This is a genomic window from Streptomyces sp. P17, assembly GCF_032436805.1.
Taxonomy (GTDB): domain Bacteria; phylum Actinomycetota; class Actinomycetes; order Streptomycetales; family Streptomycetaceae; genus Streptomyces.
The window spans coordinates 66,364-79,499 of record NZ_JAVRBF010000004.1; the positions used below are offsets into that span (position 1 = coordinate 66,364).

Sequence of the window (13,136 nt, forward strand, 5' to 3'; positions counted from 1 at the left end):
ACCTCATGGCGGACGGCACCCCACCCCCGGGCGACGACCCGGTCGGCCCCGCCCCCGCCGTAAGGCCGTTCCTGGTCACCGCCGGCCGGGTGGCGCCGAGCGCTTCCGGCCGGACGATGCCCGTCGAGACCCAGGTGGTGGCCACCGCCTCGGGGCTCGACGCGCTCTCCCTGCTCTCGTTCGAACAGCACGACATCGTCGCCGTGTGCCGGCAGCCGCAGTCCATCGCGGAGATCGCGGCACGGCTGCGGCTGCATCTGAACGTGGTCCGCGTCCTCGCCGAGGACCTGCGGGCCGAGGGGCGGCTGACGGTGCATGTGCCGAACTCCGAGGCCGTCCACGATTCATCCGTACTGCGAAGAGTGATCGATGGCCTGCGCGCCATCCCCGACTCCCGGGGGGTACTCCGTGACACCGACTGAACCGGCCGCCGCCGTACGACCGCCGCTGCCGGTCAAGATGGTGATCGCGGGGGGATTCGGCGTGGGCAAGACGACCGCCGTCGGCTCCATCTCCGAGATCGAGCCGCTGACCACCGAGGCCGCGATCACCGAAGTCGCGGCCGGAGTCGACGATCTCACCCTTACTCCGCGCAAGACCACCACCACCGTCGCCATGGACTTCGGGTGCATCACCATCGACCCGACGTTGAAGCTCTATCTGTTCGGTACGCCCGGCCAGGAGCGGTTCGGGTTCATGTGGGACGACATCGTGGAGGGGGCGGTGGGTGGCCTGGTCATCGTGGATACGCGACGGCTCGACGACTGTTATGCGGCCGTCGACTACTTCGAGCACCGGCAGATCCCGTTCGCGGTGGCGGTGAACGCGTTCGACGGGAAGGTGGAGCACGAGCTGGACGACGTGCGCTGGGCGCTCGACGTGAGCGCAGGGGTGCCGGTCGTCGTGTTCGACGCCCGGGAGCGCGGCTCGGTACGTGACGCGCTGCTGGTCGTCCTGGAGCAGGCCCTGGCCCGCACCGAAGCCTGACTAGCCGACGTTCGCCCTGCGCACTCCACGAGACACCGTGAGTCTTGCCACCGCCCAGAACAACCCCAGTGTCGCCAGCGCCATCGCCGCCACCAGCGTCGCTCCGCCCACGACTTTCTCGTAGTCCCGCTGGTACAGGCCGTCCACGATGTAGCGGCCCAGGCCGCCGAAGCTGACGTAGGCCGCGATCGTCGCCGTCGAGACGATCTGGATGGCGGCCGAGCGCAGGCCGCTCAGTATCAAGGGCAGTGCCACGGGAAGTTCCACCCGGAACAGCACCCCTGGCTCCGCCATGCCCATCCCCCGCGCCGCGTCCACCGGGGCGGGGTCGACCGAGCGCATCGCCTCGTACGTCGTGACCAGGATCGGGGGGATCGCGAGGACCACCAGCGGGATCATGACGGGGGCCATGCCCAGGCCCAGCAGGACGAACATCAGGACCATCAGGCCGAAGCTGGGCAGTGCGCGGCCCGCCGTGGCAATGAGCGCGAGCGTGTTGCCGCCGCGGCCGGTGTGGCCGGTGAGCAGGCCGACCGGGAGGCCGATGGCGGCGGCGATACCGAGGGCCATCAGGGTGTAGCCGAGGTGTTCGGCGAGGCGGGTGGGGATGCCGTCGTAGCCCTTCCAGTGGGCGGTGTCGCTGAAGAAGGCGTCGATGTAGTTGAGGATGTTCACCGGACGGCCTCCTTCGTCACCAGCGGGCGACGCGTGCCGCGCGGCATCCACGGCGTGAGCAGGATCCGTACGGCGATCAGTGCGGCGTCCACCAGGATGGCGAGGACGGCGGTGCCCACGACCGAGAGCCAGATCAGGCGGGGCTGGTTGTAGATCATGCCGCTGTTGAGGAGGTTGCCGAGGGCGCCCTGATTGCCGATCAGCATGCCCACGCTGACCAGGGAGATGCTCGACACCGAGGCGACCCGCAGGCCGGCGATGATCGCGGGCGCGGCGATCGGCAACTGGACCTGGAGATAGCGGCGTACGGGGCCGAAGCCCATGGCGGTCGCGGCGGCGAGTGTCTCCTGCGGGACCGATCGGACGCCGTCGACGATCGCCGGGACGAGCACCACCAGGCTGTAGACGCCGAGCGGGATCATCACGGTGAGTTCGGACAGGCCCGTGTAGTCGATGAGGATCACGAAGAAGGCCAGCGACGGGATCGCGTACAGGACGGTCGTCACCCACAGCACCGGCGGGTACAACCAGCGCAGCCGCACGCAGAGTTGGGCGATCGGCAGCGACAGCAGCAGTCCGGCGAGCACCGGGAGCAGCGCCTCGCGCAAGTGGAGGGTGACCAGGCCGAGGTAGCTGTTCTGGAGGTCGCTCGGCATGTCGAACAGCTCGCTCATGGCGCGACCTTCTCCGTCCCGGCGCTCCGAGCGCTCTTCGCGCTCTGGGCGTGGGCGCCCCGGATCGCCTCGCCGATGGTCGCTTGCGAGACCACCCCGGACGCCCGGCCCTCGGCGTCCACGGCGACCGCCCAGCCGGTCGGCGAGAGCACCGCGCAGTCGAGCGCGGCCCGCAGCGAGTCCGTACCGGCGACGAACGGCCGCCCATGGGGCAGCAGTCGATCCGCGTCGATCTCCCCGTCCGACTCGGTCCAGCCGAGCGGTCTGCCGTCCAGGTCCGTGACGAGGAGATAGGGGGCCTCCGCCCTGTCGCGGGCGGCGATCTGCTCGGCCGTGGCGTCGATCGCGACGATCGGCGCGGTGAGCAACTCCAGGCCCGCGGCGGGGAAGAAGGACAGCCGCCGGATGCCCCGGTCCGTGCCGAGGAAGTCCTCCACGAAGGCGTCGGCGGGGTTCGTCAGCAGTTCCGCGGGCGGGGCGAACTGGGCGAGGTGACCGCCGGTACGCATGACGGCGACCATCGTGCCGAGCTTGACGGCCTCGTCGATGTCGTGCGTGACGAAGACGATGGTCTTGCCCAGCTCCTCCTGGATCCTGAGGAGTTCGTCCTGGAGCCCCTTGCGGACGACCGGGTCGACGGCGGAGAACGGCTCGTCCATGAGCAGCACCGGCGGATCGGCGGCGAGCGCCCGGGCCACGCCGACGCGCTGCTGCTGTCCGCCGGAGAGCTGGTACGGATACCGTTTGGCGAGGGCGCCGTCGAGGCCCACCCGCTCCATCAGCTCCCGCGCCCGGGCCCGGGACTTCTCCTTGCCCCAGCCGAGCATGCGGGGCACGGTGGCGATGTTGTCCAGGATCGTGCGGTGCTGGAAGAGACCGGCGTTCTGGATGACGTAACCCATCGACCGGCGCAGGGTGTTGACCGGCTGCTGCTGGATGTCCTTGCCGTCGAGGAGGATGGTGCCCTCGCTGGGCTCGACCATCCGGTTGATCATCCGCAGGGTCGTCGTCTTGCCGCAGCCCGAGGGTCCGACGAGGACGGTGATCGAGCGGTCGGGTATCTCCAGCGACAGCCGGTCGACCGCCACCGTGCCGTCCGGGTACCGCTTGGTGACTGAATCTATCCGTATCAAAACGCCGAATACCCTTCGGGTCTGGCTGAAGTCGCCCGCTTCCGGCCGGGGTTGAGCAGGCCGTTGCGGGGAGAGTCTAGACCGCCATTGTTGCGGGCCCTTGGCAGGTGTGTGCAGGTCACCAGATCTGAACTCCGCCTCCCATGCCGCGCGCTCGCACCGCGGTCTCCTCGATGATTCCCGGCCGCGACCCGATGTGGTCGGCGTGCTGCCCGGCCGTCCGGTCCGGTCGGCAGGTGAGCGTGGCGAGCTCCGCCAGGTTCTCCCGGACCAGGGCACATTCGGCCAGGAACGCCGGGATCTCGTCGGGCGCGACGAGGTCGCCCTGGACCAGCGCCGGGAAGAAGCGCGCCGAGGGAACGGATCGCCCGCGAGCCCCGGACGAGGGTGCGCCAGCTCTCGGGACCTGCCAGGTCCAGGACGCCCTCGGGTGTGTGCTGCACCTCGACGTCCCCGTCTCCCCGGACCAGGAGGATCTCCACGGTCAGACTCATGGCCGCAGTTCACCATGGTGGGCAGCGCGCGAACGACCCGTTTTCCGGCGGGCGCCCCGGATGTCGGCCGAAGCCGTCCGCGTCCCTCAAGGTGGAGTCATGAGCGAACAGCAGCGGTTCGACGTGTGGCGGGCCGGAGCCGCCTACGAGCGGTTCATGGGCCGGTGGAGCCGGAAGGTCGCCGAGCGTTTCACCGCCCTGGCCGGCCACCGGGACGGGCAGCGCTGGCTGGACGTCGGATGCGGGACCGGGGCGCTGTCGGCGGTGCTCTCCGCCCGGTGCCGGCCTGCGCTGGTGCTGGGCTGCGACCGGTCCGCGGAGCTGGTGGCGACGGCCCGGGACACGGCGTACGGTCCGGTGCGGTTCGTCGTGGCGGACGCGCGGGCGCTGCCTGTGCGGGACGGCGCCTGTGACGCCGCCGTCAGCGGGCTCATGCTGAACTTCCTTGCCGAGCCCGCGGAGGGCGTCGCCGAGATGGCCCGGGCGGTCCGCCCCGGCGGCCAGGTCACCGCGTACGTCTGGGACTACGCCGAGGGCATGGAGCTGCTGCGCCGGTTCTGGGACGCGGCCACGGCGATGGATCCGGCGGCGGCCGGGCTGGACGAGGGGCGCCGGTTCCCGATGTGCCGGCCGGACCCGCTGCACGCGCTGTGGACGCGGGCCGGTCTGGAGGACGTGTGGGTCACCCCGATCGTCATCCGGACCGTCTTCTCCGACCTCGCCGATCTGTGGTCCCCGTTCCTCGCGGGCCAGGGCCCGGCGCCGGGCTACGTCGCCGGCCTGCCGCCCGACGACCGGGAACGGCTGCGGGACACGCTCGCCGAGACGCTCCCCCGGGACCCGGACGGCTCCATCGAGCTGTCGGCCCGGGCCTGGTCGGTGAGCGGGATCAAGCCGTGACGGACCCGGTCGGTGAACGGCGAAGAGAGGTGAACGGCGAAGAGAGGTGAACGGCGGAGAGAGGTGAACGGCGGAGAGAGGTGAACGGCGAAGAGAGGTGAACGGCGAAGAGAGGTGACCGGCGTAAGAGGTGACCGGCGTAAGAGGTGACCGGCGTCAAGCCGTAGCGGCCACCGCCACCGGCAGTCCCTCCGTCCGCAGCACCCGCCGCTCCGCGTCCACCGCGAACACCTCGCACCCCGGTCGGGAGGACGCCCACGCGATGCCCTCCGCGCCCATCGCGAACGCCGCCGTGGCCGTGCCGTCCGCCTCCGTCAGCGAGTCCGCGACGACCGTGACGCTGAGCAGCCCGGTCGCCGGACGCCCGGTGCGGCCGTCGAGGATGTGCGCGCCCCGCTCGTAGAGCGCGGAGGTCGCGACCGCCCCCTCGGTGATCTCCAGCACCGTGCAGAGCCTGTCGGCCTGTTCCGGATGCCGTACCCCCACCCTCCAGGGCCCGCCCGCGGCGACCACGTCACCTCCGGCGTTCAGACAGAACCGCTCCACCCCGGCCGCCTTCAGCAGCTCCGCGGCCCGCTGCACCGACCAGCCCTTGACCACCGCGCAGGGATCGAGGCCCCGCCCGGGCAGCCGTACGTCGAAGGCGCCGCCGGTGGCGACCCGGTACTCCTCGCACAGGCCGAGGATCTCGGCGAGGTCGGCGCTGACCTCGCCGAGGCCGATCTCGCCCCGGTCGAGCCGGGACACCTCACTGCCGGGCTTGAACGGGCTGAACCGTTCGTCGACCTCGCGCAGCCAGGCGAACACGGCGTCCATGGCCGTGCCGGGAACCTGCTCGTCGTCCACCCGGAGCGAGACCGGGAACCCCATCACCTGCTCGACGCGCCGCACCTCAGGCGCCCTTCGCGTCGAGGGCGGCCTGGAGGGACTCCTTGTAGCCGTCGCTGGTGATCGTGGCGCCGGACACGGTGTCGATGTCCGCGCTCTGTGCTTCGAGGGTCGCCTCGATCAGCTTCGGGACGGCAGCGGTGGTCTGGGGGTGGCCGGGCTGCCGAAGCATCCGTACGGAGGCGATGGTGTCGCCCTCGAACGTCACCTCCACCTGCACGGCACCCTTCTCGGTGTTCACGGTGGAACCGGCGACGACCTCGGAGGCCGCTTCCGTGGGTGAGGACGACGCCGACGCGGAGGCGTCCTGCTCGTCCAGGGCGGCCTGGAGGGACTCCTTGTACCCCTCGCTCGTGATCGTCGCCCCCGACACCGTGTCGATGTCCGCGCTCTGCGCCTCCAGCGTCGCCTCGATCAGCTTCGGCACCGCGGCCGTCGTCTGCGGATGGACCGGCTGCTGGAGCATCCGTACGGAGGCGATCCTGTCGCCGTCGAAGGTCACCTCCACCTGCACGGCACCCTTCTCGGTGTTCACCACCGAGCCCTCGATCACCAGGGCGGAGCTGCCCGACGAGGAAGTAGAGGAGGACGCGGAGGACGCGGAGGGCGCCGGCGCGACCGCCTCCGTGGACGTCGTGTCCGTCGACGGTGCGTAGCGCCACAGGGGGACCAGACCGACGGCGGTCAGGACCAGGACGGGTATGGCTCGCTTCACGGTGTCCCTCTCATCCCGCCAGGCTGAAACGCTCGAAGTGGATCTGCGGCTTGGGCACGCCCAGCTCGCGCAGGCTGCCCAGGACCGCGCTCATCATCGGGGGCGGTCCGCACAGGAAGACGTCCCGGTCGGCGATGTCCGGGACCATCCGGGTCAGCTCGGCGGGGGCCAGCTTGTCGGGGTGGACGGGGCCGGTCACCAGGTGCAGCTCGGCGCCCTTGGCGAGGGCCAGCTCGCGCAGTTCGTCGTAGAGCACCGCGTCCCGGTCGGTGGCGACCCGGTAGACGACCACGGCGTGCCCGTGCAGCTCCTCCAGCAACGCCCGGATCGGCGTGACGCCGACGCCGCCGGCGATCAGCACGGCCTCGGGGCGGGTGCGGTGCAGGGCGGTGAAGGCGCCGTAGGGGCCCTCGGCGAAGACGCGGGTACCGGCCTTGAGGTGGCGCAGGCCCGCGCTGCCGTCGCCGGCCGCCTTGGCGGTGAGCCGGAGCGTGCGGCCGTCGGGGGCGGCCGACAGGGAGAAGGGGTTCGCCTGCCACCAGCGGTCCTTCGTCAGGAACCGCCACAGGAAGAACTGGCCGGCGCGGGCGGGCAGCCGGTCCAGGTCGCGGCCGGTGATGTAGACGGAGACCACGTTGTCGGACTCGGGGACGACCGCCGAGACGCGCAGCCGGTGGCGCCAGTTCCGCCACAGCGGCAGGACCAGGCGGCCCACGAACACCGCGCCGAGGGCGACGGTCCACAGGGCGTACCAGTACGTCGTGGCGGCCGACGACGACGTGAACGTCGTACCGACCGCGACCTGGTGGGTGAAGGCCAGCACCACGGCGAGGTAGGTGTACAGGTGGATGAAGTGCCAGGTCTCGTACGCGAGCCGGCGGCGGGCGAAGCGTCCGGAGACCGCGCCGACCACGAGGATGATCACGAACGCGGCGACGGCGCGCAGTACGCCCTCGACGGTCTCGGCGAGGTCGACCAGCCGGCTGACCGGGTCCAGGCCGGAGGAGTCGGCGTAGCCGAAGGTGATGAAGACGGCGTGCGCGAGCAGCGTCCACAGGATGCCGAAGCCGGTCCAGCGGTGCCAGGAGGTCAGCCGGTCCATGCCGATCCGGCGGTCCAGCCAGGGCAGCCGGGCCACCAGCAGCAGCTGGAACGCCATCAGCAGGGCGCCGTAGAGGCCGAAGAGCCGGCCGAGGACGAGCAGGGCGTTGGAGGCGCCGAAGCCCGCGTCGACGAAGAAGTAGGTCACCACGGCCGCGTTCGCGGCCAGCCCGGCGTACAGGCCGGTGCGGGCCACCACCCTCGGGCGTATCGCCGTGGGCGGCGCGGGGGGCGATTGGACGGTCGTCACGGGCGGCAGCTCCTCATGGGGGTACGGGGCCGGGGGTACGAGCTTGTCCGGCAGAAGCTGTCGATCACCTGTCGCACATCTTTCAAGTGGTTATCGATGTGACGGCGGCGGACGACAGGGCTGTGGTGCGGGGGGCCGGGTGACGCAGTATGAGCGGGTGGAAAAAGTACGACTGCTCGTCGTGGACGACGACCCGCCGATCGCCGACCTCGTCGCGACGGTCGCCCGGTACGAGGGCTGGGAAGCGGTCACCGCGAACTCCGGCGAGGAGGCGCTGCGCCGCGCCGCCGAGTTCCGTCCGGACATCGTCGTGCTCGATCTGATGCTGCCGGACGTGGACGGCTTCGGCGTGCTGGATCGGCTGCGCCGCTCCGGGACGATGGTGCCGGTGGTGTTCCTCACCGCCCGCGACGGCGTCGCCGACCGGGTGGCGGGGCTGACCCGGGGCGGCGACGACTACCTGGTCAAGCCGTTCGCGGTGGAGGAGCTGATGGCGAGGCTGCGGACCGTGCTGCGGCGCAGCACAGGACCCGGCTTCCAGCGCTCGGTGCTGCGGGTCGGCGATCTGACGATGGACGAGGACACCCGCGAGGTGCGCCGCGCCGAGAAACTGCTTACGCTCACCCCGACCGAGTACGAGGTACTGCGCTATCTGATGCGCAAGTCGCCGACCGTGCAGACCAAGGCGCAGATCCTGGACCATGTGTGGGAGTACGGCTTCGGCGGCCGCTCCAATGTCGTGGAGCTGGTCGTCAGCCGGCTGCGCCGCAAGCTCGACGACTCCGGCCCGCCGATGATCCACACCGTGCGGGGCTTCGGGTACGTCGTCCGGCAGGCCGCCGAGTGATCGGGAGACTGCGGCGGGCGTACGGCAGACTGCGGCTCGGTACCCGGCTGGCGCTGGGGCTGGGCGTGCTGTCCCTGGTGGTGTTCGCCGTCGTCGGCACCGCGCTGACGACGTACATGCGCGACTATCTGTCGGCCCAGCTCGACACCCAGCTCGCGCAGGGCCAGATCGCCCAGTCCAAGAGCATCGCGAACTACGGCACGCTCTCGGGCAAGAAGTACTACAGCTGGTTCTACGCGGTGTACGACGTGACGGACGGCACGCCCGTGCTGCGCAGGCCCGAGGACCCCGCCGACCTGCCGGAGGACGTCGAGGACTTCACCGCCCTGGCCCGGGCGCAGACCGCCGCGTCCACGGAGGTCCTGCGCACCGAGCACCTCAAGGGCGTGGGCGAGTACCGGCTGCGCGCCTGCGAGGTGGAGCCCGGGGTGGTGCTGGTCAGCGCCGCGCCGATGGACGACATCGACGACACGGTGGGTCAGCTGGTCACCATCCAGGCGGTCACCTTCGGGCTCGCACTGCTGGCCCTGGTGGTGGCCGGTCGGTCGCTGCTGCGGCGCGGTCTGAAGCCGCTGAGCGACATGGCGCACACCGCCCGGGGCATCACCTCGCACGATCTGACGGACTCGGCCCGGCTGCCGGTGCGGCACGACGGGCGCAGCGGCGGGCCCGAGGTGGAGGAGCTGCGGACCGCGTTCAACACCATGCTGGAGCACATCGACGAGTCCCTCGCGGTGCGCGCGGAGGCCGAGCAGCGGCTGCGCCGCTTCGTCGCGGACGCCTCGCACGAGCTGCGGACGCCGTTGATGTCGGTACGCGGCTACGCGGACCTCTTCCAGTACGCGGCCGCCAACGCCCCCGAGGAGCGCGACAAGCACCTGGCCCGGCTGCGCGCCGAGGCGGCCCGGATGGGCTTCCTGCTGGACGACCTGCTGCTGCTCGCCCGCCTCGACGCGGCGGAGGCCGAGACCCCGCTGCGCCCGCGGGAGACCGATCTGGTGGAGCTGGTCCAGGAGGCCGCGGACGCCTTCCGCGCGAGCCACGCGGACCATCCGCTGACGCTGACGCCCGGCCCTTCGGCACTGCCCGCGTATGTGGACCCGCAGCGCGTCCGCCAGGTCCTGGACAACCTCCTCACCAACGCGGCGATGCACACCCCGCCCGGCACGGAGGTCTCCGTGGCGCTGTCGGTCTCGGGCGGCATGGCCCGGATCCGGGTCGCCGACGCGGGCCCCGGCATCCCGCCGGGCGACCGTGAACGCGTCTTCGACCGCTTCTACCGGGTCGACAAGGCCCGCAGCCGCGACCGCGGCGGCAGCGGCTTGGGCCTCGCCGTGGCCAGTTCCCTGATCCGCGCCCACGGCGGCACGATCGAGCTGTCCGGCGAGCCGGGGTCGACGGTCTTCACGGTCTCGCTGAGTCTTACGAAGCCATGACGTGACGGGCGCGGCCCGACTGTCCTTGCTGTTCCCGGCCCTAGCGTGGGCGCATGCGCGTACTGGTCACCGGCGGTGCCGGGTTCATCGGGTCCCACATCGTGACGGCCCTGGAGGAGCACGGGCACGAACCCGTCGTCTACGACATCCGCACTGACCCGGCGTACGACGTACGGGATCCCACCGCCGTCGCTCGCGCCCTGTCCGGCGTGGACGCGGTGTGCCACCAGGCGGCGATGGTCGGCCTCGGCACCGGTTTCTCGGACGCGCCGGAGTACGTCTCCCGCAACGACCTCGGCACCGCCGTCCTGCTCACCGCCATGGCGGAGGCGGGCGTACGGCGGCTGGTGCTCGCCGGGTCGATGGTGGTCTACGGCGAGGGCCGCTACACCTGCGCCCGGCACGGTGCCGTCCGCCCGGGACCGCGTGCCGTGGCCGACCTGGACGCCGGCCGCTTCGAGCCGCGCTGCCCGGGGTGCGGGGACGAACTGTCACCGGGTCTTGTCGCGGAGGACGCACCGGTGGACCCCAGGAACGTGTACGCCACGACCAAGCTCGCCCAGGAGCATCTGGCGGCGGCCTGGGCCCGGGTGACGGACGCTCAGGCGATCTCGCTGCGCTACCACAACGTGTACGGGCCGGGCATGCCCAGCAACACCCCCTACGCCGGAGTCGCCTCCTTCTTCCGCTCCGCCCTCGCCCGCGGCGAGTCCCCCCGCGTCTTCGAGGACGGCCGCCAGCGACGGGACTTCGTGCACGTACGGGATGTTGCGGCAGCCAACTTGGCGGCCCTGGAAGCGACTTCACCCCCGGGCACGCTCGTCGCCTACAACACGGGCAGCGGCGACCCGCACACGGTCGGCGAAATGGCCCACGCGCTGGCGGCGGCCCACGGCGGCCCCGACCCGGTGGTGACCGGGGAGTACCGCCTGGGCGACGTCCGGCACATCACGGCCGACTCGTCCAGGTTGCGGGCGGAGTTGGGCTGGACGGCGGAGGTGGGGTTCGAGGAGGGGATGCGGGAGTTGAGATCCAGCCCCTCCGGCGTTTGAGGAGCGGGGGTCTGGGGGCGGAGCCCCCGGGGATGGGACGGGTAGGGGCGGCGGGGGCGAAAACCCCGCCCGTCACGCCTCACCCACCGGCAGTGTCACCTCGAACCGACACCCCCCAGGCACATTGCGAACCGCGGCCCGCCCCTGATGCGCCTCCACAATCCCCCGCACGATCGCCAGACCGAGCCCCGCCCCCGCCGGGGGCGTACGCGCATCGCTCCCCCGCCACCCGGTGTCGAACACCCGCGGCAGATCCTCCTCGGGAATGCCCCCGCAGCCATCGGTGACCGACAACACCACCCCATCGGCGGAGCGTTCGGCGGCCACAGCAACCGTCCCGTCCGAAGGCGTACGCCGAATGGCATTGACGAGCAGATTGCCAAGAACGCGGCTCATCTCCTTCCCGTCCACCTCGACCGGCACCGGCTCCACACGATCCCCGACAAGCCGTACGCCATGCTCGCGCGCAAGAGGGTCCGCTCCCGCGAGGGCATCACCGACGAGGTCGTAGAGCGAGATCCGGCTGGGGCTCAGCGCCAGCGCCCCCGCGTGGATGCGGGAGAGCTCGAAGAGGTCACCGACCATGGCGTTGAGCCGCTCGACCTCGGTACGGATCTGCTTCAGATACCGGTCGGGATCGGCGGCGACCCCGTCCTCCAGCGCCTCGGACATCGCGCGCAGCCCGGCCAGCGGGGTACGCAGATCGTGGGAGATCCAGGCGACGAGTTCCCGGCGGGAGGACTCCAGGGCCCGCTCACGCTCGCGGGACTCGGCGAGCCGGGCACTGGTGGTCTCCAACTCACGGCTGAGGGCGGCAAGTTCGGCGGTCGCGGGACCGTCGGGCGAGGTGAAGGCCCCACCGTCGCCGAAGGAACGCGCGGCAAGGGCGAGGGCACGGCTGCGGGCGACGACCCACCGGCCCAGCAGCAGGGCGGTGGCCAGCGAGACCACGGCGGCCATGGCGACGACCAGCGTGACGACCTTCAGGTCGTGCTCGGACAGGAACATCGCCTGCGCGACCGCGAGGGTGCCCGCCAGCATCGCGGTGACGGCGACCGCGGCGACCACCGTGAGGTGCACGGCGAGCGAGCGGCGCCGGATCAGCCGCAGGACGCCCGCGCCGAGCACCCCGGCGGCGGCGGCGCCGAGGAAGGCGAACAGGGCGATGAGAAGGGTGTCACGCACGGTCGGCCTCCTCGAACCGGTAGCCGACGCCCCACACGGTCTGGATCAGCCGGGGGCGGGCCGGATCGTCCTCGACCTTGCCGCGCAGCCGGCGCACATGGACGGTGACGGTCGACAGATCGCCGAAGTCCCAGCCCCACACCTCGCGCATCAGGTCCTCGCGGCTGAACACCCGCCCCGGGTGCCGAAGGAAGAAGGTGAGCAGGTCGAACTCGCGGAGGGTGAGGGCGAGTTCGGTGCCCTGCTTGGCCGCGCGGCGGGCCGCGGGGTCGACCGAGAGGCCCGCGGCGCGCAGCAGTCCCGCGGGCTGCGCGGGGCGGACGCGGCGCAGTACCGACTCGACGCGCAGGACGAGTTCGCGGGGGCTGAAGGGCTTGGTGACGTAGTCGTCGGCGCCGACCTCCAGGCCGAGGATGCGGTCGTCCTCGTCACCGCGCGCGGTGAGCATGATGACCGGCACGGGGCCCTGCCCCCGCATCCGCCGGCACACCTCCAGGCCGTCCATGCCGGGCAGCATCAGGTCCAGGACGACGAGGTCCGGCCAGTGCTCGGCGGCCCGGGCAAGGGCGTCCGGGCCGTCGCCGGCGTGGTCGACGACGTATCCGGCGCGGTCGAGGTAGCCGGAGACGACCTCGGCGACGGTCGGGTCGTCGTCGACGACGAGGACCCGGGGCTGGTGCTGTTCCATGCCGCCAGCCTCGCACCACGCGCGCGCATGTGCGCCGGTCCCCTGCTGACGTCCTTGTTTCGTAAGGAGCCGCTGCCCGATACGCCCGTTTTACGCTCGTAGGGTGAACGG

14 protein-coding genes are annotated in these 13,136 nt (G+C 71.6%); 6 read left to right on the plus strand and 8 right to left on the minus strand.

Translation table 11 applies throughout. From position 1 onward, the window contains the following. Window positions 1-5: 5 nt before the first annotated feature. The gene (locus tag RMT89_RS03500; protein ID WP_315882413.1) at window positions 6-422 is read left to right on the plus strand and encodes a DUF742 domain-containing protein; all 417 of its coding nucleotides are present in this window, start codon (window positions 6-8) and stop codon (window positions 420-422) included. Beyond that, window positions 409-987, plus strand: a complete 579-nt coding sequence (locus RMT89_RS03505; protein ID WP_399497519.1) for a GTP-binding protein — start codon at window positions 409-411, stop codon at window positions 985-987. The genes RMT89_RS03500 and RMT89_RS03505 overlap by 14 nt, the downstream gene beginning before the upstream one ends. Here the strand turns inward: RMT89_RS03505 and RMT89_RS03510 are convergent, their stop codons facing one another. The 3 genes from RMT89_RS03510 to RMT89_RS03520 are packed head-to-tail and all read right to left on the minus strand — an operon-like array spanning window position 988 to window position 3,469. Further along, window positions 988-1,662 (minus strand): ABC transporter permease, encoded by a 675-nt coding sequence (locus RMT89_RS03510; RefSeq protein ID WP_315882415.1) that lies wholly within the window; start codon window positions 1,660-1,662, stop codon window positions 988-990. Beyond that, complete coding sequence (locus RMT89_RS03515; RefSeq protein ID WP_315882416.1) at window positions 1,659-2,336, minus strand: ABC transporter permease subunit; 678 nt, start codon at window positions 2,334-2,336, stop codon at window positions 1,659-1,661. The genes RMT89_RS03510 and RMT89_RS03515 overlap by 4 nt, the downstream gene beginning before the upstream one ends. Then, entirely contained in the window at window positions 2,333-3,469 is a 1,137-nt protein-coding gene (locus RMT89_RS03520; protein ID WP_315882417.1) for an ABC transporter ATP-binding protein, read from the minus strand. Before RMT89_RS03520 ends, RMT89_RS03515 begins: the two co-directional genes overlap by 4 nt. A 593-nt stretch (window positions 3,470-4,062) precedes the next feature. On the opposite strand from RMT89_RS03520, the gene RMT89_RS03525 reads away from it, so the two are divergent. Continuing rightward, the gene (locus RMT89_RS03525; protein WP_315882418.1) at window positions 4,063-4,863 is read left to right on the plus strand and encodes a methyltransferase domain-containing protein; all 801 of its coding nucleotides are present in this window, start codon (window positions 4,063-4,065) and stop codon (window positions 4,861-4,863) included. A gap of 156 nt (window positions 4,864-5,019) precedes the next feature. On the opposite strand, the gene RMT89_RS03530 is transcribed toward RMT89_RS03525, so the two are convergent. From RMT89_RS03530 to RMT89_RS03540, 3 genes are read right to left on the minus strand one after another with little or no spacing between them, the layout of a single operon-like run. Beyond that, window positions 5,020-5,754 carry an FAD:protein FMN transferase gene (locus RMT89_RS03530; protein ID WP_315882419.1) on the minus strand — a complete coding sequence of 245 codons (735 nt, stop codon included), beginning with the start codon at window positions 5,752-5,754 and terminating at the stop codon, window positions 5,020-5,022. Window position 5,755: 1 nt separating this feature from the next. Then, the gene (locus RMT89_RS03535; protein ID WP_315882420.1) at window positions 5,756-6,466 is read right to left on the minus strand and encodes an FMN-binding protein; all 711 of its coding nucleotides are present in this window, start codon (window positions 6,464-6,466) and stop codon (window positions 5,756-5,758) included. Between the two features lie 10 nt (window positions 6,467-6,476). Beyond that, entirely contained in the window at window positions 6,477-7,817 is a 1,341-nt protein-coding gene (locus RMT89_RS03540) for a ferredoxin reductase family protein (RefSeq protein ID WP_315882421.1), read from the minus strand. Between the two features lie 157 nt (window positions 7,818-7,974). On the opposite strand from RMT89_RS03540, the gene RMT89_RS03545 reads away from it, so the two are divergent. From RMT89_RS03545 to RMT89_RS03555, 3 genes are read left to right on the plus strand one after another with little or no spacing between them, the layout of a single operon-like run. After that, a complete protein-coding gene (locus RMT89_RS03545) occupies window positions 7,975-8,664 on the plus strand; it encodes a response regulator transcription factor (RefSeq protein ID WP_315882422.1) in 690 nt (229 codons plus the stop codon). Then, window positions 8,661-10,100, plus strand: a complete 1,440-nt coding sequence (locus RMT89_RS03550) for a HAMP domain-containing sensor histidine kinase (protein ID WP_315882423.1) — start codon at window positions 8,661-8,663, stop codon at window positions 10,098-10,100. Before RMT89_RS03545 ends, RMT89_RS03550 begins: the two co-directional genes overlap by 4 nt. Window positions 10,101-10,153: 53 nt before the next feature. Beyond that, the gene (locus RMT89_RS03555; protein WP_315882424.1) at window positions 10,154-11,152 is read left to right on the plus strand and encodes an NAD-dependent epimerase/dehydratase family protein; all 999 of its coding nucleotides are present in this window, start codon (window positions 10,154-10,156) and stop codon (window positions 11,150-11,152) included. Window positions 11,153-11,224: 72 nt separating this feature from the next. On the opposite strand, the gene RMT89_RS03560 is transcribed toward RMT89_RS03555, so the two are convergent. Both RMT89_RS03560 and RMT89_RS03565 read right to left on the minus strand, forming a co-directional pair. Continuing rightward, window positions 11,225-12,337, minus strand: coding sequence for a HAMP domain-containing sensor histidine kinase (locus tag RMT89_RS03560; protein ID WP_315882425.1), 1,113 nt, complete (start codon window positions 12,335-12,337; stop codon window positions 11,225-11,227). Further along, window positions 12,330-13,025 (minus strand): response regulator transcription factor, encoded by a 696-nt coding sequence (locus tag RMT89_RS03565; protein ID WP_315882426.1) that lies wholly within the window; start codon window positions 13,023-13,025, stop codon window positions 12,330-12,332. Before RMT89_RS03565 ends, RMT89_RS03560 begins: the two co-directional genes overlap by 8 nt. Window positions 13,026-13,136 lie beyond the last annotated feature (111 nt).

Bases quoted from the DNA above. Each gene is read 5' to 3' on its own strand.
- RMT89_RS03565 (WP_315882426.1), bottom strand. From the start codon at position 13,025: ATGGAACAGCACCAGCCCCGGGTCCTCGTCGTCGACGACGACCCGACC.
- RMT89_RS03525 (WP_315882418.1), top strand. From the start codon at position 4,063: ATGAGCGAACAGCAGCGGTTCGACGTGTGGCGGGCCGGAGCCGCCTAC.
- RMT89_RS03555 (WP_315882424.1), top strand. From the start codon at position 10,154: ATGCGCGTACTGGTCACCGGCGGTGCCGGGTTCATCGGGTCCCACATC.
- RMT89_RS03500 (WP_315882413.1), top strand. From the start codon at position 6: ATGGCGGACGGCACCCCACCCCCGGGCGACGACCCGGTCGGCCCCGCC.
- RMT89_RS03515 (WP_315882416.1), bottom strand. From the start codon at position 2,336: ATGAGCGAGCTGTTCGACATGCCGAGCGACCTCCAGAACAGCTACCTC.